The 24,508-nt window shown below is 72.4% G+C and carries 23 protein-coding genes; 8 read left to right on the top strand and 15 right to left on the bottom strand.

What is annotated here, in order from left to right; genetic code table 11:
* Positions 1-22 precede the first annotated feature (22 nt).
* The 4 genes from ACFY9V_RS34080 to ACFY9V_RS34095 all read right to left on the bottom strand — a co-directional run bounded on the left by ACFY9V_RS34080 (position 23) and on the right by ACFY9V_RS34095 (position 3,357).
* Complete coding sequence (locus ACFY9V_RS34080; protein ID WP_391164223.1) at positions 23-859, bottom strand: sirohydrochlorin chelatase; 837 nt, start codon at positions 857-859, stop codon at positions 23-25.
* Positions 856-1,161: an urease subunit gamma gene (locus tag ACFY9V_RS34085; RefSeq protein ID WP_355349727.1), complete on the bottom strand. Its 306-nt coding sequence runs from the start codon at positions 1,159-1,161 to the stop codon at positions 856-858. The genes ACFY9V_RS34080 and ACFY9V_RS34085 overlap by 4 nt, the downstream gene beginning before the upstream one ends.
* A 134-nt stretch (positions 1,162-1,295) precedes the next feature.
* Positions 1,296-2,285 (bottom strand): urea transporter, encoded by a 990-nt coding sequence (locus ACFY9V_RS34090; RefSeq protein WP_355349730.1) that lies wholly within the window; start codon positions 2,283-2,285, stop codon positions 1,296-1,298.
* Between the two features lie 538 nt (positions 2,286-2,823).
* On the bottom strand, positions 2,824-3,357 hold the full coding sequence (locus tag ACFY9V_RS34095; RefSeq protein WP_391164224.1) for a TerD family protein: 534 nt from the start codon (positions 3,355-3,357) through the stop codon (positions 2,824-2,826).
* 363 nt (positions 3,358-3,720) lie between these two features.
* Between ACFY9V_RS34095 and ACFY9V_RS34100 the strand changes: the two genes are divergently transcribed.
* A complete protein-coding gene (locus tag ACFY9V_RS34100; protein ID WP_391164225.1) occupies positions 3,721-4,584 on the top strand; it encodes a GH25 family lysozyme in 864 nt (287 codons plus the stop codon).
* A gap of 143 nt (positions 4,585-4,727) precedes the next feature.
* Here ACFY9V_RS34100 and ACFY9V_RS34105 read toward each other — a convergent pair whose 3' ends face one another.
* Both ACFY9V_RS34105 and ACFY9V_RS34110 read right to left on the bottom strand, forming a co-directional pair.
* Positions 4,728-4,982 (bottom strand): hypothetical protein, encoded by a 255-nt coding sequence (locus ACFY9V_RS34105; RefSeq protein ID WP_355349739.1) that lies wholly within the window; start codon positions 4,980-4,982, stop codon positions 4,728-4,730.
* A 102-nt stretch (positions 4,983-5,084) separates the two neighbouring features.
* Positions 5,085-5,891, bottom strand: coding sequence for a VOC family protein (locus ACFY9V_RS34110; protein WP_391164287.1), 807 nt, complete (start codon positions 5,889-5,891; stop codon positions 5,085-5,087).
* 345 nt (positions 5,892-6,236) lie between these two features.
* On the opposite strand from ACFY9V_RS34110, the gene ACFY9V_RS34115 reads away from it, so the two are divergent.
* The 3 genes from ACFY9V_RS34115 to ACFY9V_RS34125 are packed head-to-tail and all read left to right on the top strand — an operon-like array spanning position 6,237 to position 9,783.
* Positions 6,237-7,919: an FAD-dependent oxidoreductase gene (locus ACFY9V_RS34115; protein WP_355349742.1), complete on the top strand. Its 1,683-nt coding sequence runs from the start codon at positions 6,237-6,239 to the stop codon at positions 7,917-7,919.
* Positions 7,916-9,436 (top strand): ATP-binding protein, encoded by a 1,521-nt coding sequence (locus ACFY9V_RS34120; protein WP_355349745.1) that lies wholly within the window; start codon positions 7,916-7,918, stop codon positions 9,434-9,436. The genes ACFY9V_RS34115 and ACFY9V_RS34120 overlap by 4 nt, the downstream gene beginning before the upstream one ends.
* Complete coding sequence (locus ACFY9V_RS34125) at positions 9,433-9,783, top strand: UBP-type zinc finger domain-containing protein (RefSeq protein ID WP_355349748.1); 351 nt, start codon at positions 9,433-9,435, stop codon at positions 9,781-9,783. Before ACFY9V_RS34120 ends, ACFY9V_RS34125 begins: the two co-directional genes overlap by 4 nt.
* A gap of 98 nt (positions 9,784-9,881) precedes the next feature.
* On the opposite strand, the gene ACFY9V_RS34130 is transcribed toward ACFY9V_RS34125, so the two are convergent.
* From ACFY9V_RS34130 to ACFY9V_RS34140, 3 genes are all read right to left on the bottom strand, one after another.
* Entirely contained in the window at positions 9,882-10,895 is a 1,014-nt protein-coding gene (locus ACFY9V_RS34130) for an LAETG motif-containing sortase-dependent surface protein (protein ID WP_391164227.1), read from the bottom strand.
* Positions 10,896-11,210: 315 nt separating this feature from the next.
* Complete coding sequence (locus ACFY9V_RS34135) at positions 11,211-11,627, bottom strand: ATP-binding protein (RefSeq protein ID WP_355349754.1); 417 nt, start codon at positions 11,625-11,627, stop codon at positions 11,211-11,213.
* 208 nt (positions 11,628-11,835) lie between these two features.
* The gene (locus tag ACFY9V_RS34140) at positions 11,836-12,726 is read right to left on the bottom strand and encodes a serine hydrolase (RefSeq protein WP_391164229.1); all 891 of its coding nucleotides are present in this window, start codon (positions 12,724-12,726) and stop codon (positions 11,836-11,838) included.
* A gap of 387 nt (positions 12,727-13,113) precedes the next feature.
* Between ACFY9V_RS34140 and ACFY9V_RS34145 the strand changes: the two genes are divergently transcribed.
* Positions 13,114-13,956: a universal stress protein gene (locus ACFY9V_RS34145; RefSeq protein ID WP_391164230.1), complete on the top strand. Its 843-nt coding sequence runs from the start codon at positions 13,114-13,116 to the stop codon at positions 13,954-13,956.
* A gap of 6 nt (positions 13,957-13,962) precedes the next feature.
* Here the strand turns inward: ACFY9V_RS34145 and ACFY9V_RS34150 are convergent, their stop codons facing one another.
* Together ACFY9V_RS34150 and ACFY9V_RS34155 are read right to left on the bottom strand one after the other, a co-directional pair.
* The gene (locus tag ACFY9V_RS34150; protein ID WP_391164231.1) at positions 13,963-16,404 is read right to left on the bottom strand and encodes a glycosyl hydrolase family 65 protein; all 2,442 of its coding nucleotides are present in this window, start codon (positions 16,402-16,404) and stop codon (positions 13,963-13,965) included.
* 106 nt (positions 16,405-16,510) lie between these two features.
* Entirely contained in the window at positions 16,511-17,245 is a 735-nt protein-coding gene (locus ACFY9V_RS34155) for a pyridoxamine 5'-phosphate oxidase family protein (protein WP_391052146.1), read from the bottom strand.
* Positions 17,246-17,609: 364 nt separating this feature from the next.
* On the opposite strand from ACFY9V_RS34155, the gene ACFY9V_RS34160 reads away from it, so the two are divergent.
* The 3 genes from ACFY9V_RS34160 to ACFY9V_RS34170 all read left to right on the top strand — a co-directional run bounded on the left by ACFY9V_RS34160 (position 17,610) and on the right by ACFY9V_RS34170 (position 20,867).
* A complete protein-coding gene (locus ACFY9V_RS34160) occupies positions 17,610-18,233 on the top strand; it encodes an FAD-dependent oxidoreductase (RefSeq protein ID WP_391164233.1) in 624 nt (207 codons plus the stop codon).
* A 256-nt stretch (positions 18,234-18,489) separates the two neighbouring features.
* Positions 18,490-19,008: a flavodoxin domain-containing protein gene (locus tag ACFY9V_RS34165; protein WP_391164234.1), complete on the top strand. Its 519-nt coding sequence runs from the start codon at positions 18,490-18,492 to the stop codon at positions 19,006-19,008.
* Between the two features lie 89 nt (positions 19,009-19,097).
* Positions 19,098-20,867, top strand: coding sequence for a GAF domain-containing protein (locus ACFY9V_RS34170; protein WP_391164236.1), 1,770 nt, complete (start codon positions 19,098-19,100; stop codon positions 20,865-20,867).
* Positions 20,868-20,993: 126 nt separating this feature from the next.
* Here the strand turns inward: ACFY9V_RS34170 and ACFY9V_RS34175 are convergent, their stop codons facing one another.
* The 4 genes from ACFY9V_RS34175 to ACFY9V_RS34190 all read right to left on the bottom strand — a co-directional run bounded on the left by ACFY9V_RS34175 (position 20,994) and on the right by ACFY9V_RS34190 (position 24,206).
* Positions 20,994-22,061 carry an Acg family FMN-binding oxidoreductase gene (locus ACFY9V_RS34175; protein ID WP_391164237.1) on the bottom strand — a complete coding sequence of 356 codons (1,068 nt, stop codon included), beginning with the start codon at positions 22,059-22,061 and terminating at the stop codon, positions 20,994-20,996.
* A 101-nt stretch (positions 22,062-22,162) separates the two neighbouring features.
* Positions 22,163-22,873: a response regulator gene (locus ACFY9V_RS34180; protein WP_391164238.1), complete on the bottom strand. Its 711-nt coding sequence runs from the start codon at positions 22,871-22,873 to the stop codon at positions 22,163-22,165.
* Between the two features lie 209 nt (positions 22,874-23,082).
* The gene (locus tag ACFY9V_RS34185; protein ID WP_355347441.1) at positions 23,083-23,514 is read right to left on the bottom strand and encodes a cyclic nucleotide-binding domain-containing protein; all 432 of its coding nucleotides are present in this window, start codon (positions 23,512-23,514) and stop codon (positions 23,083-23,085) included.
* Positions 23,514-24,206: a CBS domain-containing protein gene (locus ACFY9V_RS34190; RefSeq protein WP_355347444.1), complete on the bottom strand. Its 693-nt coding sequence runs from the start codon at positions 24,204-24,206 to the stop codon at positions 23,514-23,516. Before ACFY9V_RS34190 ends, ACFY9V_RS34185 begins: the two co-directional genes overlap by 1 nt.
* Positions 24,207-24,508: the final 302 nt, after the last annotated feature.

The following is a 24,508-nucleotide window of genomic DNA, read 5'->3' on the forward strand; positions in this document are numbered from 1 at the left end:
GGAACGGCGGCAACCGGTCGGTTCAGTGCGGGAGATGGGCGTGCGGGTGGCTGTGGGTGTGCGCACCTGGTGCGGAGATGTCGGCGTGCGTGTGGGCGAAGCCGTGGCCGTGTTCGGCGTCCAGGCCCGCGGCGACGCCGTCGTCGCCGTGCGCCAGCCGGTGCAGGGCCTCGGTGCGGCGGGCCGCGACGACCCCCTCGACGGCCGCCCGGCTCAGCAGCGGGCCGCCCTCGACCGCGCCCGCGACCGGCGGGGACGACGTGGCGGGCGGCCCGAACCCGGCCGACAGCAGCAGCACGTCCTCGGCGCCGAGCCGTCGGCAGCGCTCCACGCCCTGCGGCACATCGGGGTCGCCGTCGGTGAAGGCGACCTCGACCCAGCGGTGGCCGCCGTACTGGCGCACCAGCCGGGCCACCCGGAACAGTTCGGCGTCGGCGAACGGGTCGGCGGCGGGCGCGGTGACCAGGACGGCGGTAGCGTCCCCCGCGCCCCGGCCCGCGGCGGCGCGCAGCCAGCCGACCAGGTGGTCCTGGGTGCCGAAGGGCGCGCCCAGCACCGTACGTCCGCTGCCGCCGCCCTCCTGCGCCCAGCGCAGCGACCGCGCCGCCTCGGCGACCAGCGCGCGGTCGCGGCCCAGCGTCATGGGGATCACGCAGACCGGTGCGTCGCGCTCGGCGAGCAGGCGGGCGACCGCTTGGGTGAGGGGCGCGCCTGCCGGGACCACGGTGTACGTGTCCCCGGCGCCGCTCCCGGCCCACGGCGCGAGGTCGCGGGCGGCGGCGCTCTCGTGCCCGCCGACGAGCACCACGCTCGCGGCGGCGGCCGGGGTGCGCACAGTGACGGAGCTCGGCGCCGTCACGCCCCGACCGGGTCGTGACAGGACACCAGCTTGGTGCCGTCGACGAATCCGGCCTCCACCTGGAGCAGCGGCAGCATGTCGCGTACGCCCGGCATCACGTCACCGGCGGCGACGACCTGCTTGCCCAGCTCCATGCACTCCGCGACGGAGCGCCCGTCGCGCGCGGCCTCCAGGATGGCCTCGCTGATCAGCGCGCATGCCTCGCTGTAGTTCAGCTTCACACCGCGGTCACGGCGCTTGCGGGCCAGATCGGCCACCACGTAGATGAGGAGCTTGTCGACTTCGCGAGGGGCGAGGTTCATCCGTTCACTCTCTTCTTGGGCTCTTCGGCTCTTCGGTTGGGCTCTTCGGCTTCAGGGGTACGGACAGGGGGCGGGAGGCCGCCCGAGGGTGATCACATACGGGCGGTCGCATACGGGCGGTCACATACGGGCGGTCACGTGCGGCGCAGGCGCGGGATCGAGGGGACGGCGGCGACGAAGACCACGGCGGTCAGCACGAACGGCCAGGTGAGGGCGTGTCCGCCGAAAGGCGCGACGATGTTGTCGAGGGCGGCGGTCACCACGGTCGCCACCCCCGCGCCGCCGATGGCGTAGACCAGGCTCCAGGGACCGGGCGCGATGAACACCCCGCACAGCGCCATCGCCACCAGGACCGCGTTGTACCCCAGCAGCCCCTGGCCGACCTCGGCCGCCGGTGCGCCGAGCAGGACCGCGACGGCCAGCGCGGTCGCGCTCCCCACACACGCCATCGCCGCCGCCAGCCGGTTGGCCAGCGCGATGCCGATGAGGAACATCAGGCCGACGTACCACTGGGACATGAAGAAGATCTGGCCGAAGCTGGAGAGGAAGGCGTGCCAGGTCTGATCCCACGTCAGCGCGGTCCGGCCGCTGGCGGTCGCGGGCAGGGCGGCGAGGCTGTGCCCCTGGTGCCACGCCTTCTCGAATCCCGGCGCCCCGACGGTCATGACGGTGGTGACCAGGCAGAACGGAATGGTGAACGTCGGTACGTCCCAGGTCCCCAGCATGATCGCCAGGGCCGTCGTCACCACGACCACCAGGCTGGAGGCGAAGACGGCGAGCAGGAACGTCGACCAGTGGCCGGGGCCGAGGAAGACCGAGAAGCCGGTGCCGACCAAGCAGCCGTTGAACCCCCGCAGCCCCGCGCCGACCAGCGCGTGCTCGATGCCCAGCGCGTGGGCCGTCGCGGTGGCGACCGCCGCGCCCAGCAGCCCGTACACCCCGTGCTGCCAGCCCGAGACGAACAGCGCCGCGAGGAACACCGCCCCGCACAGCGCGCTCGGCATGAAGTCCACCTGCGCGATGCCGCGCAGCACCTCCATCCCGAACGACACCGGAGGGCGGTTCTCCAGACGCCCCAGCGTGCCGCCGCCGCTGCCATCGCTCGGTCCGGCCTTGTCGGACATGCAGATTTCCACGCCTTCGGTCAGAACGGCCAGGTGCGACCCGTGCGCCGTGCATCCGGACAACCGATCAGCACAGATCGACCCACAAGGGGACGAATCGGTGTAATCAGACCAACATCACGGAAGCTAGCAGCGCCGGAGCCGCGCCCGGCGCCGACATGATGGCGCCTTCACCCATTCGGCGACTTATGTGATGACGTGTCCGCTGACCGGCGGCGCGTAATCTCCGCCCACAGGACGCCAGTTGCCGTTCCGCTCGCGCCGTCTCCGGGCGTGCGGCCACCTCCCGCGATCCGCGGGCAGGCCGACGGCGCGCCCCGGCTCGTCGTCCTGGACCAGACGACGGGCGCGCGCCAGGAAGCAACGGCCGCTCTCTAGGGCCTGTCCGGCGGATCATGGGCGGTCCAGGCGGCGCCTGGCGCGTGCGAGCGCAAGGCGCCGGGATGGCCTCATAGCGGAGCTGTTCGGGCATGTCGGCTACGCGGCGGGCGTGCGTGCCAGGGGGCGAAGGGGCCGTTCGTGATCCGCCGGACAGGCCCTAGGCGGCCCCGCCGCCCATCAGCCGTCCGAAGGCGGCCGGATCGGCGTCGTATCCGCGGACGTTCCGGTGGAACCGCCACTCCCCCGCGTCCCCGCGGGTGAATTCGGCGACGGTCGCGGCGGTGGCGTCGGCCACGTCGGCGAAGTCGTACTCCAGGAGGGCGTTGTATCCCTCCAGTAACCGGATGTCGGGGTTCGCCGCCTGGCCGAAGGTGAGCCGGCCGTCGCGCTGCTGGATGGCGACGCCCACCACGACGCGGCCGTACGAGGCCGACAGCCGGTCGAGTTCGATGGTCATGCTCTCGTCGGCGCCGAAGCCCTTGCCGGTCTTGCTGTCGCGGTTCAAGGTGATGGTGCCGTCGGGCGAGCGGCTGTCGAAGTACACGAGGTACGCGGGCTCGCCGTACCGGTCGTCCGTGGCGAACGTCGCGGCGATCAGGTCGAGATCGGTGTCGGGCGAGCCCAACGGACTCGGATCCCACCGCAGTTGGACCTCGATCTTCCCGCTGCCCTTGTTGAGGCTGCTGCTCACCGGGTCTCCCCCTCCTTGGAACCGCGCCGACGTGCGAGAACGTACCGATCGTGCCGGAAGCGAACGTGCCGGATGCACGGGCCGCGCCGCCCGGTCGTCCGCGCCCCGGCCGTGGCCGCGTCGCCGACCGCCGGGGTCCATGCCTCGATTAACCACACCGCCGGGCGCGCTGTCCACACCGCCTCCGGCGGCGTCCTGCGTACTTTCACCGCCGGGGCGCGCCGCAGCTCCCGGCCCCGCGTACTGGCATAGACCAACGACGGTCACCGGAGCCCCTTCCGCCCCAGGGTTCTACGCGCGTAACCTCCTCGTTGTCATGGCCACACCACCAAGGAACCACCCCCCTCGCCCTTGGAGGCGCACATGGACAACGCCGGACACGACTCCCGGCGCGGGTCGGTGCCACGCCGCGCGCTCGCGGCGATCGGCACGCTGACCGCTCTCCTCGCCCTGTTCGTCGCGGCTCCCGGCGCGGCCACCGCGGCCTCCCCTTCCGGCGGCGGCAGCCCCATCGCACACCCCGAACTGGACTGGATGGGCTCGACCGTCGCGGCCCACGAGGGCCGGCCGAGCGACGGCGGCACGGTGACCCCGAACGCCGCCCAGACCCTCGGCTTCGACGTGAGCCACTACCAGGGCGCCGTCAACTGGGCGGGCGCGTACGCCAACGGCGCCCGGTTCGCCTATATGAAGGCCACCGAGGGCACGACCTTCCGTGACCCCAACTTCTCGGCGAACTACACGGGTTCGTACAACGCGGGCTTCATCCGGGGCGCCTACCACTTCGCGAACCCCAACGCCTCGACGGGCGCGGCCCAGGCCGACTACTTCGTCGCGCACGGCGGCGGCTGGTCCAAGGACGGCAAGACGCTGCCGCCCATGCTGGACATCGAGTACGGGCCGTCGTCCACCTGCTGGGGGCTGAGCCAGGCCGCGATGCGGACCTGGATCACGTCGTTCATCAATGAGGTGCACGCCAAGACCACCCGCTGGGCGACGATCTACACCACGACCAACTGGTGGACGACCTGCACGGGCAACACCTCCGCCTACTCGGCCAACGACCCGCTGTTCATCGCGCGGTACGCCTCCAGCGTCGGCACCCTGCCGGCCGGCTGGCCGTTCTACACCTTCTGGCAGCACGCCGACTCCGGCGTCTTCCCCGGTGACCAGGACTACTTCAACGGGGCGCTGAGCGGACTGCGCAATCTCGCCAACAACACCTGAGCACACGACGCACGAGCGCACGACGTACGAGCGGGCGGCACCCGAGCGGGCACGACGGCGGCCCCGCGCCCACGGCAGGGAGGAACCGTGGGCGCGGGGCCGCCGCACGCGCGGACGCGGGCCGTCAGCGGACGGCCGCGACGTCAGTGGGAGCTGTGGTGGCCCTCGAACGCGTAGCCGCCACCGGCCTCGAAGCCACCGATCTCACCCTTGACGGTGGTGATCCCGTACGGGCCGCCGAGGTTGGTCTTCTCGAAGCCGGCGAAGCCGCCCGCGGTGTGGAAGCCGCCCATCCCGGCGTGACCGCCGTCGTGCGAGACGGCGGCAGCGGCCGGAACAGCCGACATGAGCCCGGCGGCGGAAACGGCGGCGACGGTGATGGCGATACGACGAAGCATGTCACTCTCCTGTGTGTTGGTGGGTGAGCCTTCACCGTGACCCGGTACCGCCCGGCCCGCATCTCGTCGCGCGCACACGGCTGACGGACGGCCCCGAACGGGCTACGCGACCTCCGGCGCGGTCAGCGTGAACAGTCCGCCGTCCGGGTCACGGACGACCGCCGACTCCCCCGCGGGGCCCGCGTGGTGCGCCACGACACCGCCGCCGTTGGCGCGGACCGCCCGCAGTGCGGCGGGCAGGTCGCGCAGGGTGAAGAAGACCTCCCAGTGCGGGCGCTCGACGGGGTCGGGCGCGGCCTGGACGGCGCCGCGGCCGAGCCGGGCCACGACCCGCCCCGCGCTGCGCAGCACCACCTCGTCGCCCTCGTACGCCACCTCGCAGGCGCCGGGCCGGTCGCTGGCCCACAGCAGCACCTCGCCGTAGAAGATGGCCGCCTCGAACGGGTCGGGGGTGCGCAGCCGCAGCCACACCGGCTGCTCGTCGCGCCAGCGCGGCCAGGATTCGGAGAGCAGGCCCTCCCAGATGCCGAAGACGGCGCCGTTGCGGTCGGCGGCCAGGGCCGCGCGGCCGGATTCGAAGGCGATCGGGCCGACGGCGACGGTGCCGCTGCGCTCCCTGATCCTGGCCGCGGTCTCGTCGGCGTCCTCGACCGCGAAGTACGGCGTCCAGGCGACGGGCACCTGCCAGGCGGAGGCCAGCTCGGCGATGCCCGCCACCGGCCTGCCGTCGTCCAGCGCGACGCTGAACCGGCCGCCCAGCTTCGTCCCGCGGTAGGTCCAGCCCAGGACCGCCGCGTAGAAGCGGTGGGTCGCGGCCAGGTCGCGCGAGGTCAGGCTGACCCAGCACGGCGCGCCGAAGACGGCGTCGCTGGATGTCGCGCCCGTCCCGGGGCGCGGGCTCTGGCGCATGGACACGGCAATCACCACCTGACGGGTTCGACGCGGGGCCGGACGCGTTCCCGCGGGCCGCCGGGTCGGCGGGGCGGATCGTCCTGGTCCGTCCCTCAGTGTGCCGTCGATGGGCCCGGACCTCCTGTCGAGCCGGTCGGACCGTCACGCTCCGTGGTGCCCGGCGCCTGACAGTGAGCGCGCACGGCGCGGCTGCCGGGGGTCTCCGAGGCGCCGCCGGGCGCGTCCTCCGAGGGCGAACACGGTGGAACTGCGGGTGGCAGGCCGCGTACCTAGGATGGGAGTGGCGGGCCGCGGCGCCATGCCGTGGCCCGGCACCGGCGATCCGCACGAATGGGGGCATGGATGCTGGGGACAGAGCCCAGCGGCGCGACACGGACCGTGATCGTGACCGTCGACGACGATCCCTCGGTGTCGCGTGCGGTCGCACGCGACCTGCGGCGGCGTTACGGCGAGGAGCACCGGATCGTCCGGGCGGAGTCCGGGGAGTCGGCGCTGGAGGCGCTGCGCGAGATGCGGCTGCGCGGCGACGCGGTCGCGGTGATCCTGGCGGATTACCGGATGCCCGCGATGAACGGCATCGAATTCCTCGAACGGGCGATGGATGTGTATCCGGGCGCCCGCCGGGTGCTGCTGACGGCGTACGCCGACACGGGCGCGGCCATCGACGCCATCAATGTGGTGGACCTCGACCACTATCTGCTCAAGCCCTGGGACCCGCCGGAGGAGAAGCTGTACCCGGTGGTGGACGCGCTGCTCGACGCCTGGCGCGCCTCGGACCACCGGCCGGTGCGGGAGACGAAGGTCATCGGTCACCGCTGGTCGGCGCGGTCGTCCGGGGTCCGCGAATTCCTGGCGCGCAATCAGGTGCCGTATCACTGGTACGCCTCGGACGAGCCGGAGGGCCAGAAGCTGCTGGCCGCCGCGGACGAGGACGGGGTACGGCTGCCGGTGGTGATCACCCCGGACGGCAAGCCGCTGGTGGAGCCCACCGACCAGGATCTGGCCAGCAGTGTCGGTCTGGCGACGACGCCCTCGGCGCGCTTCTACGACCTGGTGGTCATCGGCGGCGGCCCCGCCGGTCTCGGCTCCGCGGTCTACGGCGCGTCCGAGGGGCTGCGGACCGTTCTGGTGGAGCGCACCGCGACCGGCGGGCAGGCGGGGCAGAGCTCCCGGATCGAGAACTACCTGGGCTTCCCCGACGGGGTCTCCGGCGGGCAGCTCACCGACCGCGCGCACCGGCAGGCCACCCGCTTCGGCGCCGAGATCCTGACCGCGTGCGAGGTCACGGGGCTCGAGGTCAGCGGCTCGGCGCGGACCGTGACCTTCGCCGACGGCTCCGCGGTCTCGGCGCACACGGTGATCCTGGCGACCGGCGTGTCCTACCGGCAGCTCGACGCGCCCGGCGTGTCGGAGCTGACGGGCCGCGGTGTGTTCTACGGTTCCGCGCTGACCGAGGCGGCCCGCTGCCAGGAGCAGGACGTGTACATCGTCGGCGGGGCGAATTCCGCCGGGCAGGCCGCGGTGTATCTGGCCAGGGGCGCCAAATCCGTGACGATCCTGGTCCGGGGCGACTCGCTGACCTCGTCCATGTCGCACTATCTGGTGCAGCAGATCGGGGCCACCCCGGCGATCAAGGTGCGTACGCGCACGGAGGTCGTGTCCGCCGAGGGCGAGGACCATCTGGAGCGGATCACGCTGCGCGACACCACGACCGGCCTGACCGAGACGGTCGACGCGGGCTGGCTCTTCGTGTTCATCGGCGCCGCCCCGCTGACGGACTGGCTGGACGGGGTGGTGCTGCGCGACGAACGCGGGTTCGTCGTGGCCGGTCCCGATCTGGCGCCGCCGGGCGAACGCCCGGTGGACTGGCCGCTGGAGCGGCCCCCGTACCACCTGGAGACCAGCGTGCCGGGGGTGTTCGTGGCCGGTGACGCGCGCGCCGAGTCCGCCAAGCGGGTGGCGTCCGCGGTCGGCGAGGGCGCCATGGCCGTCATGCTCGTCCACCGATACCTGGAGCGGCTATGAGCGTCCAGTACCTGCCGTGCGACGTGGCCGAGCTGCGCTCGCTCTTCTTGTTCGAGAAGCTGACCGACGACCAGTTGGACTGGCTGTGCCGCAAGGGCCGGGTGCAGATGGAGGAGCCGGGCGCCGTCTATCTGGAGGGCGAGCCCGCGACCTGCTTCTACGTGCTGCTCGAAGGCACGGTGGTGATGTCGCGCCGGGTGGGCGCCGACGACGTGGAGGTCTCGCGCACCTCGGACCGCGGGGTCTACGCGGGCGCCTTCCAGTCGTATCTGGGCGACCGGGTGCCGCAGGTCTACAACAGCTCGCTGCGGGTCACCGAGCCGTCGCGCTTCTACGTGCTGTCGGCGGACCACTTCGCCGAGCTGATGCGCGAGTGGTTCCCGATGGCCGTGCACATGCTGGAGGGGCTGTTCTTCGGCAACCGCAGCACCAAGCAGGCCATCGGCCAGCGTGAGCGGCTGCTGGCCCTGGGGTCGCTGTCGGCCGGTCTCACCCACGAGTTGAACAATCCGGCCGCGGCGGCGCTGCGGGCCACGGCCACGCTGCGCGAGCGGGTGGCCGGGATGCGGCACAAACTCGGCATGATCGCCGGGGGGCCGCTCGACCGGGCCACGCTCGCGACGCTGATCGAGCTCCAGGAGCGGGCGGTCGAGCAGTCCGCGAAGGCCGTGCAGCTCACCCCGATGGAGACCTCGGACCGCGAGGACGCCATCTCCGACTGGCTCGACGACCACGGCGTGACGGCCGGGTGGGACCTCGCGCCGAATTTCGTGCAGGCCGGGCTCGACACGGACTGGCTGGAGCGGGTGGCCGCGACGGTCACGCCCGACACCCTCGACAGCGCGATGCGGTGGCTGAACTACACCGTCGAGACCGAGCTGCTGATGAACGAGATCCAGGACTCCACGGCCCGGATCTCGACCCTGGTCAACGCGGCGCGGCAGTATTCGCAGCTCGACCGGGCGCCGTACCAGGTGGTCGACGTGCACGAGTTGCTGGAGAGCACGCTGCACATGCTGACCGGCAAATTCGGTCCGGGCATCAAGGTGGTCAAGGACTTCGACCGTACGCTGCCGAAGATCCCCGGCTATCCGGGTGAGCTGAACCAGGTGTGGACCAATCTCATCGACAACGCGGTGGCCGCGATGGAGGGGACGGGCACGCTGACGGTGCGTACGGCGCTGGACCGCGAGCAGCTTCTGGTCGAGTTCCGTGACACCGGAGCCGGTATCGCGCCGGAGATCCGGGAAAGGATCTTCGAGCCGTTCTTCACCACCAAGCCGGTGGGCGAGGGCACGGGGCTGGGACTCGACATCTCCTGGCGCATCGTGGTGAACAAGCACCACGGCGACCTCCAGGCGGAGTCGGTGCCCGGCGACACCCGTTTCCTGGTCCGCCTGCCGCTCACGGCGGAGCAGCCGGAGGCCGCACCTGATGCCGCGTCCGACGCCCGGCCGGAGGCGGCACCGCAGGCCAGCTCCGACAGTCCGTCCGACAATCAGCGGGAGCCGTCATGACGACCACCCCAGGTATCGACCCCACCGCCCGGCCCAGCGGGGCCGGTTGCGCCGACTGCGACGCGGCGGGCGGCTGGTGGTTCCATCTGCGCCGCTGCGCCCAGTGCGGGCACATCGGCTGCTGCGACTCGTCGCCCGCGCAGCACGCGAGCGCGCACTCGGCGGCCACCGGCCATCCGATCATGCGGACCTTCGAGCCGGGCGAGGACTGGTTCTGGGACTTCACGACCGACGCGTACGTCGAGACCGACGTGGCGCTGGCCCCGCCGCAGAGCCGTCCGGCCGACCAGCCGGTGCCGGGCCCGGCAGGCCGGGTCCCGGCGGACTGGCGCGCCCACCTCAACTGAGCGGCGGACGCGCCGAGTCGGCGTACCGCGCGGACCGGCGTACGTCGGGCGGGAGCACGCCGTCACGGCGTGCTCCCGGCCCGCGTACGCCGGATCCGTCAGCGGTGGGCGCTGCTGTTGCGGCGGCGGGTGAAGTAGACCGCGCCCGCGCCGAGGACCAGCAGGGCGGCGCCGCCGCCCGCGAAGGCCACGGTCTGCGAGCCGTTGCCGCCGGTCTCGGCCAGGTCACCGCTGGAGGTGTCGGAGGCCGGCTCCACGACCGGCGAGCCGACCGGGCCCGCGGAGTTCGTGGGCGACGCCGTCGGTGACGTGGTGTCGTCGACGACCGGGGCGCTGGAGCTCGGCGTCGTCGACGGAGTGTCGGACGGGGTGTCCGACGGCGATTCCGACGGGGTGTCCGACGGCGATTCCGACGGGGTGTCGGTGACGGAGTCCGTCGGGGACGGGCTGGTCGTCTCGCTGTCCGAGGGCTCGGGCGAGGTGGTGGTCGAGTCGCTGGGCTCGGGGCTGTCCGTCGTCTCGCTGGGGGACGGGGACGGGGAGTCGGTCACCGAGTCGCTGGGCGACGGGGACGGGGTGGAGCACGGCGCGCTGCCGTTCCACGCCGTGATCAGGTTCTCGGGGGTCGCGGAGTACGGGTAGCGCGGCAGCTTGCCGTGGCCCTTGCCCTCGCCGCCGTCGTACTTGATGCCGTTGCCGTACAGGTCGATCTGGCCGAAGCAGGACGGCGCGTAGGCGCTGACGTCCAGGGTGGCCCGGGTGTTCTTGTGGTCGAGCTGGGTGGTGTCCCAGCCGAGGAACGCCTGCGTGCCCGAGGTGTCCCAGGTGGGGCCCTCGGCGCTGTAGGAGGCGAGCGAGACGACGTACGTGCAGCCCTTGTTGACCTTGTCCGTCAGCCGGACCGTGATCTTCGTCGGGGCCGGGTCGTTGATCCGGCCGTTGTCGGACCAGGTCTTCCCGCCGTCCTCGGAGTGCTCGATGTGCGACCGGCCGCAGTTGTTCTTGTCGTTGCCGGACGCCTGCGCCGTACCGACGCCCGCCAGCGTGACGGCGGCGGTGAGCGAGCCGAGGCCGACCACGCCTATGGCTCGTCTGGTGATGGAACGCTGCACTGAATCTGCTCCCTGCACTGTGAACGGGCAGCGGAGGCAGGCGGAGCGGGTCGGACCCTACGCCGTGCGCGAGACTCGTGCCCGGTGGCCTGCGATGGAGTCTCGCCGCCGACGATGATCGGCCTGTTGGCCGGTGACCGAGTATGCCCGTGCGGGGGACGGTCTGTACAGCGCGAAAACGCCGTTTTCGCGGCTTTGCGGTCGGATTATCGCCCTGCGAATGTGTCGCCGCACTGATACCGAAATGGGGCGGCGTTCACGGGAGTTCGCAGGAGTTCCCAGGAGTTGACTGGAGTTCACCCGCGGCGGGGCGCTTTACCAGGAGTGCGTACAGGTGCCGCCGGGCGCGTGGAAGCAGGCGGTGACGGTCTTTCCGTCGGGGCGCGGGTGGGCCTCCCACTCGTCGGCGAGCGCGTCCACGATGGCCATGCCCCGGCCGTGGGTGCGCTCCTCGTCGGGCGCCTTCTCGGCGGGCAGCATGTCGGAGGAGTCGCTGACGCTCAGGTGCAGGCAGCAGCCGTCCCAGACCATGACGACCTGGGCCTCGCTGTGCGCGTGCACGTGGGCGTTGGTGACGAGTTCGGAGACGGTCAGGACGACGGAGTCCGCCGTGTCGGGCGCCTGCGTGCTCCAGCCGAGCACGTCCAGGTGCTCGCGCGCCCACTCGCGCCCGGCCCTGACGCCGTACGAGACAGGGAACGACCTGGCCCAGCCGACTGCTTTCACGGACATCTCGCACGCTCCCGCACCGAGTCGTTGTGTGCTCGCCGACCGAGCCCCGGCTCCGGTGACGGTCGGGGCCCCCGGCCGCCATGCCGGTGGGGCGATGGGCGGCCGGGCGCGGTCCCCTGCGAGTCCCCTGCGGGGGATGAACGTCCCCTACCCCCGCCCGCGAACGCCATGCCGGGCAGGTGGCGGGAGGCTTCCCGCCCCCGTACCGCTACCCCTTCAGCGCGTAGTCCATCAGCTTCCGCGCGTCCGCCGTGCGGGCCGCCTGCGTCGGGGCGGCGAGCACCGTGCCGATGACGGTCCTCTTGCCGCGGGTGGCCGCGAAGACCAGGCAGAACAGGGACACGGGCCCGGATCCGGTCTTGACTCCGGCGGCGCCGCGATAACTCCCGAGCAGCGTGTCGGTATTGGTCCACGTCATGGTGCGGTGGCCGCCGTTCTTCATCGCGACGCTCTGCCGGACCGACTTCGTCTTCACCACGGCACGGAACGTGGGGTATCGCATCGCGCTGCTCGCGATCCTCGTCAGATCGCGCGGAGTCGAGTAGTTCGATCCGTTGCCGACGCCGTCGAACGAGTCGAAGTGGGTGTTCCTCAGACCGATGCCCTTCGCCGTGGAGTTCATCCTCGCGATGAACGACTTCACGCGGGCGGCCCGCGTCCGGCCGCTGCCGAAGGTGTCGGCCAGCGCGTACGCCGCGTCGCAGCCGGACGGCAGCATCATCGCGTACAGCAACTGCCGGACGGTGGGCCGGTCGCCGACGACCAGACCGCCCGACGACGCGCGCTTGGCCACCACGTAGTCGTGGTACGCCTTCTGGACGGTGACCTGCGCGTTCAGGTCGAGGCGTCTGTCGGCCAGCACCACCCGGGCCGTCATGACCTTGCTGGTCGATCCGGTGGAACGGCGGGTGTCCGCGGCCTTCGTGAACAGTGTCCGGCCGGTGCCGTCGTCCATCACGAAGCCGCCCTTGGCGACGATCGCGGGGGCGGCGGTCCGGGACGCCGTCGCCACGGGCGCCGGGGTCGCTTCGACGCGGGCCGGGACCGCGAGCCCGGTGGACGCCAGAACGGCCCCTGCCGTGAGGGCCGCCACGGACATGCGACGAATGATATTACTGCCGGTTTTCACGACGAATACTCCAACGGTCAACCCTGCGCGGGCGTTCAAGAACGCGACTCGACCAGGGGATGCGCGGACGGACCCGATGGATGTACGCGCGACGACGAATTCACCCGCCCGCCGTACATCCCGGCGGATCGGCGTAGCACGATCTTCTGATCCGACCATGTGATCCGACGTCCTGGCCCGGCGTACTGATCCGACATTCTGATCCGGCGTTCTCGTCGGCGAATCTCGGCCGACCCCGCCGCAATCGCACGGCTCCGGCCCGTTCGGTCCGGGTACGGGGCCGTCGGTCCCGCACGCCAGCGCCGAAAGCGGGGATGCTGGAGGCAGGGGGGCGGAACACGCCAAGGAGGTCCACTCATGACACGCGCGATCGTCACGGGCGCCGTCGTCGCGGGGACGGACGGCTCGGCCGAGAGCCTCGCGGCGGCGGACTGGGCCGCGGACGACGCCGTGCGCCGCGGACTCCCGCTGCGTCTCGTACAGGCGGTCCCGCTGGCGGGTCCCCGTGAGCGCGTGACGCGTCCCGCGTGGTCCGCCCACCCGACCGCGGACGAGATCGGCCGCCGGCATCCGGACCTGTCCGTCACCGTCGACCAGATCGCCGAGCAGGTGCTTCCGGTGCTCTTCTCCGCCGCCGACAGCGCCGAGCTGATGGTGCTGGGCACACGAGGCGCGGGGGCGGTGCAGGAGCTTGTGCTCGGCTCGACCGCGCTCACCGTCGCGGGCCGGGCACCGGTCCCCGTGGTCCTGGTGAGCGCCGCTTCCGGCACGGGTGCTCCATCGGGAGCCGACGGCGCCGGTGACGTCGTCCTCGGCCTCGACCTGGCCGCGCCGGACGGCCGATCGGTCGAATTCGCCTTCGACGAAGCCGCCCGGCGCGGCGCGCGGCTGCGCGTCGTCCACGGCTGGAGCGAGCCGCTCCACGACGGCGCCGGTCCCGTCGATCCCGATCAGGCGCTCGCGGCTGCCCTGGGCGCCTGGGCCGAGAAGCACCCCCGTACCCCGGTGGTCACCGAGGCCGTGGTCGCGGCGGCCGCCGCGCAGCTCGCGGCGGCGGCATCGCACGCCGCGCTCCTCGTCCTGGGCCGCCGCCCCCGTACCACCCCGGTCAGCGCGCATCTCGGTTCGACCGCGCACGCCGTTCTCCGCCGGGTGACGCTGCCGGTGGGGATCGTGCCGCACGCCCCGGCGGCCACCTGAGGCGAATCACCCCTCGCCGCCGCCCCCTGGAAGGCGCGGCGGCGAGGGGTGATTCGCCTCAGGCCACCCGGGCAGTTCGGTCACGACCTCCTCGCCCGGGGCCACGGTCACCGTCCGGTCGCCGACGACGAAACGGACGGGCTCCTGGCCGGAGAGCGGGACGGAGATGTGGAGGCGGCCGGAGCGCAGGGTGAGGCCCACGCCCCAGTGGCCCCGGTAGCGCAAGGACAGGCGGAAGCGGGACAGTTGCGGCAGCGGCACCGGATCCAGTCGCAGCGCGTCGCCCAGTGGTTCCAGGCCGGTCAGGCCCCGCTGGACGAGGTCGAGCGTGCCGGCCATGGCCCCCAGATGGATACCCTCACCGGTCGTGCCGCCCTGCACGTCGGCCACGTCGCCGACGAGCGCCTCGTGCACGTAGGTCCATGCGTCGTCGCGGCGGGAGCGAGCGAGCACCCATCCGTGCACCAGCCCGCTGAGCGTGGAGCCGTGGCTGGTCCTGGCGAGGTAGTGGTCGACGGTCGCCGACCAGGTCGCGTCGTCGAGCCGCTCCCCCAACCGTTCGAAGACAGCGGCCAGTTCGGCGGGCGGGAAGAGGTAGCCGAGCATCAGCACGTCGGCCTGCTTGGACGCCTGGTAGCGGTTGACGCTGTCGCCCTCGGCCTCCAGGACGCGGTCGAGACGGCGGATGTCGCCGTATCTGGCCCGGTAGTCCGCCCAGTCGAGTTCGGCGAGGTCGCCGTAGCCGTCGAACTGACTGATGACGCCTTCGTGGAACGGCACACGCAGGCGTCGTGACACGTCCTCCCACAAGGACAGTTCCGCCGGGTCGAGCCCGATGCGCTCGAACAGTTCGTCCCTGCGGGGAGCCGGCAGGGAGCGGGCCAGTTCAAGCGCGCGGGCCAGCACCCAGGCCGCTGTGACGTTGGTGTAGGCATTGTCATCGATGCCGGGGACCTCCGCGTCCGGATACGCGTCGTGATATTCGTCGGGGCCGACGACCTGACGTATGCGGTAGCGCTCGTACGCCGGGTCCCATGCCGCTGTGTGCGCCCAGAACCTGGCGATCTGCAACAGCATCTCGGCGCCTTCGGTGTGCAGGAACGCGGTGTCGCCGCTGGCCAGGCAGTAGTGCCAAATGTTGTACGCCACGGCAGAGCCGACGTGATGCTGCAAGTGGGTGTGGTCCGGCAGCCACCGGCCGGAGACGGGATTCAGGTGCAGCCGCTGCGTTTCCTCGCGTCCGTCACTGCCGCTCTGCCACGGGTACATCGCCCCGGGTCTGCCGATGGCGTCCGCGGCCCGGCAGGCGGCGCCGAGCCTGCGGTGACGGTACATCAGCAGCGCACGGGAGACCTCCGGCAGGTGTACGTCGAGAAAGGGCAGCACAAACAGCTCGTCCCAGAAGACATGCCCTCGGTACGCCTCCCCGTACAGCCCGCGCGCCGGTGTTCCGACGTCCAGGCCCGCCGTGTGGGGCGACAGCGTCTGGAGGACGTGGAACAGGTGCAGGCGCAGCACGTGTCCGGCCTCACCGGCCACCTCGATCTCCGTGCGTTTCCACAGCCGGTCCCACGCGCCCGTGTGCGCGCTGAGCAGGGCGGGGAACGCGGGCGCGCGAGCCACACGGTCCAGGGCGGCCTGCCGGGGACCGCCGATCGCCGGGTCGCGCGAGGTGTGCAGCGCGAGGACCTTTTCGACGGTGATCACCCGCTCGGGGACGACCGGGAGTGTCATCCGGTGGAAGCTGGCCCTTCCGCCGGGCGCGAGCGGCGTCGCCTCGCAAGGGTGCTCCCTGACACGGACGCGGGCGGCCATGGCGACGGCGATGCGGGAGGAGGAGGTACGGCAGGTCAGCCAGACCGTGTCCGTGCCGGTGGTCCCCGTACGGTGGTCGGTGAGGTGAGCACCCGCCAGGTCGCTGTAGCGCTCCACTCCGGTGTTGCGCACGTCGCCGTCGATTCCGGCTTCGATCTCCAGTTCGCCGGACCAGCCGTGGGCGGTGAACCGCGCCCGCTGCGCTGCCAGGTGCGCGTCGCCCATGTGGGTCAGGCGGGTTTCCTCCACCGTCAGCTCGCGCCCCTCGCGGTCGCGCATCCGTGTCCGCCGGTGCAGGACGCCCCGGCGCATGTCGAGGGTCTGTTCGTGGGCGAGCACGGTGCTGGTCTCGGGGCCGAACCATGGACCACCGACCGCGCGTACCCGCAAAGGCAGCCAGTTCGGAAGGTTGACCATGTCCTCGTTGTCGACCTCGCGTCCCGCCACCTCGGACGTCAGACGGTTGTAGCAGCCCGCCGCATACGTGCCGGGGTAGTGCACAGGACCGGCTGCCGCCTCCGCGAACGCCCCCCTCGTCGCGAAGTATCCGTTGCCCAGAGCGCAGAGCACCTCACGCAACCGCTCCCGCGACGGGTCGTAGCCCGCGTAGCGCCAGGTCCACTCGGGCTCCATCGGCGGTCCCTTCCCGTGTCACCCTCCATGGTCGCGGCTCGGGCGGACACCCGCAGCCCGAGCCGGGCCGGGGCCGTGCCCACACGGTCGGAGCGGTAGCGGGACGTCACTGTGGACGGTACGTTGCCTCACTCCGCGCGGCCCCGCCGCCGGGTTCCGGCTCCAGGCCGCTCTCGACGCGCCGTCCCGAGACGGCGCCGGGACGGATACGCGTCCACACGGGCCGCGGCCCTCCCGCCCAGGGACCCTCGCCCTCTGCGGCCGCGAGGCGCCGTTCGGTCTCCTCGTCCCGCACGCGCTCCGCGGTGCCGGTGATCAGGACGCTCCAGCCCTGGCTGAGACGGTCGTCCACCCTGTCCACCTGGAAGGAGACGGCCTGCCCGCTCTCCGGACAGGCGGCGCTCCCGGGGCTGGTCCGGTAGACGACCGTGCGCGCGTCGACCGTGTAGTTGACCGGGATCACCACGGGCGCGGCGGCTCCGGCCAGCGCGATTCTGCCCACCCCATGCCCGCCGACCAGATCCCAGCACTCCGCCGTGGTCAGGCTCCGAAGAGACGGACGCGGAGCGGGCGCGGCCTGCCCGGGAGGCGGGTGGCTGGGGCCGTGGAGCAGTTCCGGGTAGGACATGCTCAGGGCCGCCGCGACGCGCAACAGCCCGTCGGGATCGAAGTCGGTGTCCTGCCGCAGCAGGTCGTTCAGATAGCGCGGGGCCATACCGGCTCGTCTGGCCACCTGGCCCATGCTCAGCCCGAGTGCGCGCCCGCGCTCGGCCACACGGCCCGCGATACCCGGGTCACCTGGCGACGGTGCGCTCATGCGATGGCTCTTGTGGTGGTTCATGCGCTGCTCCTCCGCCCGCTTCGGCTCCCCCGCACTCCAGTACGGCACCGCATGTGCGGGTCGAACGCGGCAGGCGTCGTCGTGTGGTCGGCCTGGTACGAGCGCGCCATGGGAACCCCGTACAGGTCCGTGATCCGGGCGTTCGGCACGAGGGCACGCCTCCTTGGGTCCGACTCCAGCCTCCCGCGTGCCGAGCGGCGTCGGCAGGGCCGAACGGTCCCGGTCCACGGGCCGGTGGACGGTCGTCCACGACGGCTCCCGCACCGTCGGCTCGGGAAGCCGGGCGTTCGGTGCCCGAACGGCCTCGGGGGGAAGGCCGGTTGGCCCGTGGTGGACGTGACCGGGGCTGCCGGACAGTGCGGGTATGAAGAAGCGAATCGTCATCCTGGGAAACGGCAGTACCGGAATCCTGGCGGCCAACAGACTGCGTCGCCGGTACGACGAGAGCGAATTCCAGATCGTCGTGGTCGGGAAATACGACACGCGTGACCACGAGGTCGAACTTCTCATGGCCATCGGTGTCCTCGGCTCGCGCACCCTCCTGCCGCCGGAGGACGGCCGGCTCCGCGCCGGGATCGACTTCCGTCACACGGAGATCGGCAGTGTCGACGTGGCCCGGCGGGAGGTCTGCTGCACCGACGGCTCCTCGATCGGTTACGACGTCCTCGTGGTGGCCACCGGAGCGCGGCCCGTACCGACGCCGGACGGTGTGCTGTACGGCGGTGCCAGGTACGTCGTACGCTCCGCCGGACTCGGCGACGCGTGCGGTCTCGTCCGGGTGGACCCGCGTACCCTCCAGTCCCGCGCCGCTCCCGAGGTGTTCGCCGTCGGCGCCGCGACGGGAACGCCCGCCGACACCGGCGCGGGCCCGCACGTCGCGGTCGAACACCTGGTGGCGGGCGTACAGGAGTTCCTCACTCGCACCGCGGACCAGGCGCCCATGACCCCGCGCCTTCGGGTATCGCGGGATGTCGTGCAGTCCTGCTGAGCGGTCGGACGCCGACGCGGCATGGCCGACTCTCCCGGAGCAGGGCCGATCGGCCCTCGGCTGCGCCCCGGACGGCACCGGCGGGCCGCGCGGTGACCGGCGGATCGTGGAAGGGGCAGCCCACGAGCGGAAGAGCGCGGGCCGTCTCGGATACCGCACGCCGCCGGTACCGGGGCCGCCGGGCGGACCGGTCAGGTATCCGGCCCGTGCCCGCGATGGCCGCGCTGATCCGCACCGATCGATCGAGGTGAGCAGGGTGAAGACCATCCGCGTTCTCGTGGCGTACGGGACCAGGAACGGCTCCACCGCCGAGATCGCCGAGTGGATCGGCGAGGCGCTGCGCGAGCGCGGTATCGCGGCCGATGTCCGTGCGGCGGGCGGGGTCAAGGACGTCGGCGCCTACGACGCCGTGATCCTCGGCGCGGGGGTGTACGCGGGCCGCTGGCAGCGCGACGCGGTCCGGCTGGCACGTCGGCAGCGGGCGCGGCTCGCCCACAGGCCCGTGTGGCTGTTCAGCAGCGGCCCGCTGGACTCCTCGGCGGCCGCCGGAGATCTGCCCGCGACACCCGCGGTCACCCGGCTCGCCGACCGGATCGACGCCCGCGCGCATGTCACCTTCGGCGGACGGCTGACCGACGGCGCACGCGGCTACGTCGCCCGGCAGATCCTCCAGCAGGGACGCGGCGGCGATTTTCGCGACCCGGAGCGGATCCGCGCGTGGGCGCGCTCGGTCGCGGAAGAGCTGCGGGAGGGGGCAGGCACCGTTGTCATCTGACCGCAGGGTGCAGGAGGCCCCGGCGCTCGACCACCGGCACTCGACCACCGGCCCGGCACCCCAGCCGATACGGTAGGACGCAGGGGCTGATGCTCGGGGTTCGCGGTGCGCGTGGAGGACCGGTGGGAGAGGACGGCGACAGCTCGGGCGGGCGCTTGCCCCGTTTGCAGCTCGATGAGCTGCTGGACGAGTTGCAGGTCCGCATCGGGGCGGTGCGCGGCACGCAGAATCGGGTGCACAGCCTGCTGGAGGCCGTGCTGTCGGTGGGCCGGGAGCTGGACCTCGCGCATGTGCTGCGGCGGATCGTGGAGACCGCGGTCGTCCTGGTGGACGCCGAGTACGGCGCGCTGGGCGTGATCGGCGACGACGCCCGGCTCTCGGAGTTCCTGACCGTCGGGGTGTCCGAGGAGGAGGCCCGCGCGATCGGGCCGCTGCCCTCGGGGCACGGTCTGCTCGGTGAGCTGATCCGCCACCCGGAGCCGCTGCGGCTCGCTGAGTTGTCCGATCACCCGGCGTCGTACGGCTTCCCGGCGAACCATCCGCCGATGCGCTCCTTCCTCGGGGTGCCGATCCGGGTGCGCGACGAGGTCTTCGGAAACATCTACCTCACCGAGAAGCGCGGTGGCCGGGAGTTCGACGGCGACGACGAGACGCTGCTGTCGACCCTGGCGGTCGCGGCGGGTGTCGCGATCGAGAACGCGCGGCTGTACAAGACCGCCCGCGAGGGGCAGCGGTGGATGGCGGCCAACGCGGAGATCGTGAGCAAGCTGCTGTCGGGCGCCGGTGAGATGGATGTGCTCGGGCTGATCGTCGAGCACGGCCGGCACATCCTGGCCGCGGACCTGGGCGTGGTGGCGCTGCCGGTCGAGGGGACCACCGACCTCCAGGTGATGATCGCCGTGGGGGTGGACGCCGAGACCCACCGCGGTCTGGTGCTGCCGTGCGAGGGCTCGTTCATGGGCGCCGCGATGGCCGCGGCGCGGCCGATCACCACGGTGGAGATCGCCAAGGACCCGCGGGTGACGTCGGGGCCGCCGCGCTGGAACGGCCTGGGGCCGACGATCGCCGTGCCGATGATGGCGGGCGGCGCGGTGCGCGGTGTGCTGCTGCTCGCCCGCGAGCTGGGTTCTGTCCCCTTCACCGAGGCGGAGTCCTCGCCGCTGCTGAGCTTCGCCGGGCAGGCCGCGCTGGCGCTGGAGCTGGCCGAGCGGCGGCGCGGCGCCGAGCAGCTCGCGCTGCTGGAGGACCGCGACCGGATCGCCCGTGACCTGCACGACCTGGCCATCCAGCGGCTGTTCGCCACGGGGATGACCTTGCAGAGCGCGGTGCGCTTCGTCCAGCACCCGGAGGCGAGCGAGCGGCTGCTGCGCGCGGTGGACGACCTGGACGAGACCATCAAGATCATTCGCTCGACGATCTTCGGGCTGCGCTCGCACGACCGGGAGCGGACCGCGCGCGGCCTTCGGATACGTGCCTCGATGGCGGTCGAGGACGCGGTCCCGACGCTCGGCTTCACCCCCGCCCTGCGGATGGAGGGGCTGATCGACACCGATGTGCCCACGCCGGTCGCGGAGGAGACCGTCGCCGTCCTGGTCGAAGCCCTCTCCAACGTCGGACGGCACGCCCGGGCGACCTCCGCCGAGGTCTCCCTGGTCGTCGCCTCCGGGACCCTGACCGTCACGGTCGACGACGACGGCGTGGGCGCCCCTTCCGGCGGGCACCGCAGCGGGCTGCGCAATCTGGAGGAGCGGGCCGCGCGGCTCGGGGGCCAGCTGTCCCTCTCCGCCAGCCCCCGCGGCGGCACCCGCCTGGTCTGGCGGGTGCCGGCCGCCCCGCCCTCGGCGGGGCCCAAGGCGTAGCCGGCGCCGCGCGCGTCAACGACCCTCCAGGTCAATACACCTAGGGCCTGTCCGGCGGATCATGGGCGGTCCAGGCGGCGCCTGGCGCGTGCGAGCGCAAGGCGCCGGGATGGCCTCATAGCGGAGCTATTCGGGTATTCCGGCAACGCGGCGGGCGTGCGTGCCAGGGGTCGAAGGGGCCGTTCGTGATCCGCCGGACAGGCCCTCGGGCGTGTGCGTTCCGGCATCGGTGACGTCGGCGACGGGGCGCCGGGGTGTGGCCGGGCCCTCCGGTCCGTAGCCGAGGCGGATCAGCATCTGTACGTGTTCCATGCCGCCGCGCGGGTCGCGCAGCAGCCACCGCAGGTCGTCCCATTCCAGCGCCTGATGGAGCAGTGACGCGCGGACAGTGTGAGCGGTCGCGACGAGCAGGACGTGCTCCAGCGCCTGACCGGCGCGCAGCCAGTCGGCGGGGCGGTCGTGGCAGGTGGACAGGACCGCGATCACCGGTTGCCGCTCGAAGGCCGCGGAAGGCTGGTAGTTCTCCGGGCGCAGCGCGGAGAAGTCCCGCAGCGGCAGTCGGCCCGCGCTGTCCTGGGGGCCGAGCGCCCGGCCCGGCAGGCCGTCCGCGCTCCCCTCACGGATCCAGCTCCGGCTCTCGGCCCGGCGGTCGGAATCGCTCATGCCGCGCCGCTCGGCCTCCGTGGTGAACTCCAGCAGGCGGGCCGTCTCCTCCGCGGCGGGCCGTACCAGCCGGGCGCCCTCGGCGTCCGCGGCCTCGGCCAGTTCGGTCAGCACCTGGGCGGGAAGCGCCTGCTCGGAGAACGGCAGACGGCTGCTGTGCCGCCGCCAGATCGCGTCGTACAGGTCCTGCCGGTCGCGGCGGGCACCGGTCGGCAGCGGTCCGGCCAGGCGTACGGAGGCCAGCAGGTCGGGCTCGGCGGGGTCGGGCAGCAGCCGCAGCACCGGGTCCCAGCCGAAGTGGGCGACCGCGACCCGGAGGTTGAACAGGGCGGCGCCGACCGACAGGTGGACGGCGCGTCCCATCGGGTCGACGTGCCGCAGCCCGCGGTCGACGGCCGCCCGTACCTCCAGCGTGCTGGTGTCGGGGTCGAGCCGGAACCGCCACGGCTGAGTGTTGTGGATCGAAGGCGCCGCGCCCGCCGCGGAGATCAGCTTCTCCAGGGTCTCCGCGTCCAGTGGTGCGGTCCGCATCGTGTTCTCCTCCCGGCCGTCCTGCTTCCAGGCTGACGGAGCACGACGGGCGGCGGGAGGGGCCGTCTGGTGCCCGGCCGGAGGGCCGGTCGGCCCCGTGTTCAGCGGCGGCCGTGCTCCGGCGCGGAGTGCTGGGCGGTGTCGTGCGTGGCCATGACGGCCGCCTGGATGCGGCGCTCCACGCCGAGCTTGGCCAGCAGCCGCGAGACGTTGTTCTTGACCGTCTTCTCCGACAGGTACAGGCGCTTGCCGATCTGGCCGTTGGTGAGTCCCTCACCGACGAGTTGGAGGATCTCGCGCTCGCGCGGTGACAGCGAGGCGAGCGCCTCGACCTCGGGTTCCGCCGTCGCTGTCGGGCCGCCGCCGCGCAGATTGCTCATCAGCCGGGAGGTGGTGGCCGGGTCGAGCATCGACTGCCCCGAGGCGACGGTCCGCACGGCGGCGACCAGGTCGGAGCCCTTGATCTGCTTGAGCACATAGCCCGCCGCGCCCGCCATGATCGCGTCGAGCAGCGCGTCGTCGTCGTCGAAGGACGTCAGCATCAGGCAGGCGAGACCGGGCATCCGCGACCGCAGCTCGCGGCAGACGGTGATGCCGTCGCCGTCGGGCAGCCGGACGTCCAGGACGGCGACGTCCGGCCGCAGGGCCGGTCCGCGGGCCTCGGCCTGTGCGGCGGTCGCGGCCTCGCCGACCACCTCGATGTCAGGTTCCGAGTCGAGCAGGTCGTGGACGCCGCGCCGGACGACCTCGTGGTCGTCCAGCAGGAAGACCCTGATCGGCGCCTGCGGTGAGAACTGCCGTACTTCGGTCATGTGCGCCGATCCTTCGCCCTGTCGTGTGCCGCGCCCGGTCCTCCGATCATGAACGGTCGTACGGACCCGTTGCTAGGGCCGAACGGTCCCTTGGCCGGTATCGGACGTCGGGGCAGGGTCTGGAGCGCAGTTGTCGCCCATCGCGGGCCCACGGCCGGGAGGCCGCTCAGCCTCCTTCGCTTCCGCGTTCTCCGCGGCTCACGGGCTGCTCACCGCTCGAGCAGTCTGGCCCGGGTGCTCTGCAACCTGTGGGCGACGACCTCGCCGACCTTCATCGCCAGGGCTCGTCCGAACACCGGATCCGCTTCGGCCAGCGCCCGTACCACGGTGGCGTCGAACTCCTGTGCCCGCACGGGGCTTTGGGCCTGGGCGCCCATCTGCCAGACGTACGGCGGGAACAGCCAGGACCAGCCGAGCAGGTCTCCGGGGCCCAGCATCTCCACCTCGGGGGCCGGGCGCCCGGGCCGCCGGAGGTCGAGGGTGACGGCGCCGGTGCGCACGACCCAGAACCGGTCGGCCCGCTCGCCCTCCTCGTAGATCCGGGTGCCCGCGGGGAACGACACCTCTCGGGCAAGGCTCTCCAGCCGCTGCCGTCCGGGGGACGGGAGCGAGCTGAACAGGCCAGTGGTAGCGGTTCTCATCACCGTGCCCCTTCCGGTCGCTTCGCTTCGGCGAGGGAGTCGTCGAAGCGTGAGGTGAGTCTGTTGACGACGCCGACGACCCCGTCGATCCGTCCGGTCATCCAGCCGGCCACCGGCACCTGGTCCGCCCGCTCCAGCCGGCCCTCCAGGGTGACCACGCCGCCGGAGACCGTGACCCCCACCGCGTCCGACGGCGCCCAGAAGGTCTTGACGAAGACCTCGTCGATCACCTCGGCGCGGATCTCGTCGTCCGGGCGGAGGAAGACCCGCAGCAGGTCGCGCCGGGTCACGATGCCGACCAGGCGGCTCTCCTCGTCGAGGACGGGCAGCCGCTCCACCCCGTGCTCCAGCATGGTGCGCGCGGCGCCGACGACCGACTCGTACGCCTGGACGGTGACGGCCGGGGCCGACATCAGCTCACCCGCGGTGCGGGCGCGGGCCTTGGCCGCCTTCCGGTACGCGGCACGGTTCAAGGACATGCGCCGCGCGGGGACGTTCCACGCCTGCTCCGCCTGGCGGAACATCAGGTCGGTCGCGGAGATCACGCCGATCACCTTCTCGTCGTCGTCCACCACCGGCACACCGCTCACCCGGTGCTTCCCGAGCAGCCCGGCGATGTCCTTGAACGGTGTCGCGGGGCGGACGCTGACGACGTCACTCGTCATCACGATCCCGACCTCACGCTGCTTCATGACCCACTCCTCCGCGGACGCGCTCGCCTGCCGCCCCTCTCCCTTCACGGTGCGGCGCGCGCACTCCGTGTTCCAGGGCCACAAGGGGTGGCCGCCCCGGCCGACCGGCCCTCGCGAGGTCCCGGTGCCGGGGCCGGTGGGGCGGCTCGCGCCGCCGCCCGGTTCCGCTCCACGTCGGCCAGGTACCGGCACGGAGCCCGCGGCGAAGCCTCCCGTTCATATGTATAACCAGGAGAATGGAGAGATAAAGGGTAAAACGGTGAGATCTCGGGGCGTCCGGTCGATGTGCGGGCCGGTTCGGC

It is taken from the genome of Streptomyces sp. NPDC008317, from assembly GCF_042955955.1.
Classification (GTDB): domain Bacteria; phylum Actinomycetota; class Actinomycetes; order Streptomycetales; family Streptomycetaceae; genus Actinacidiphila.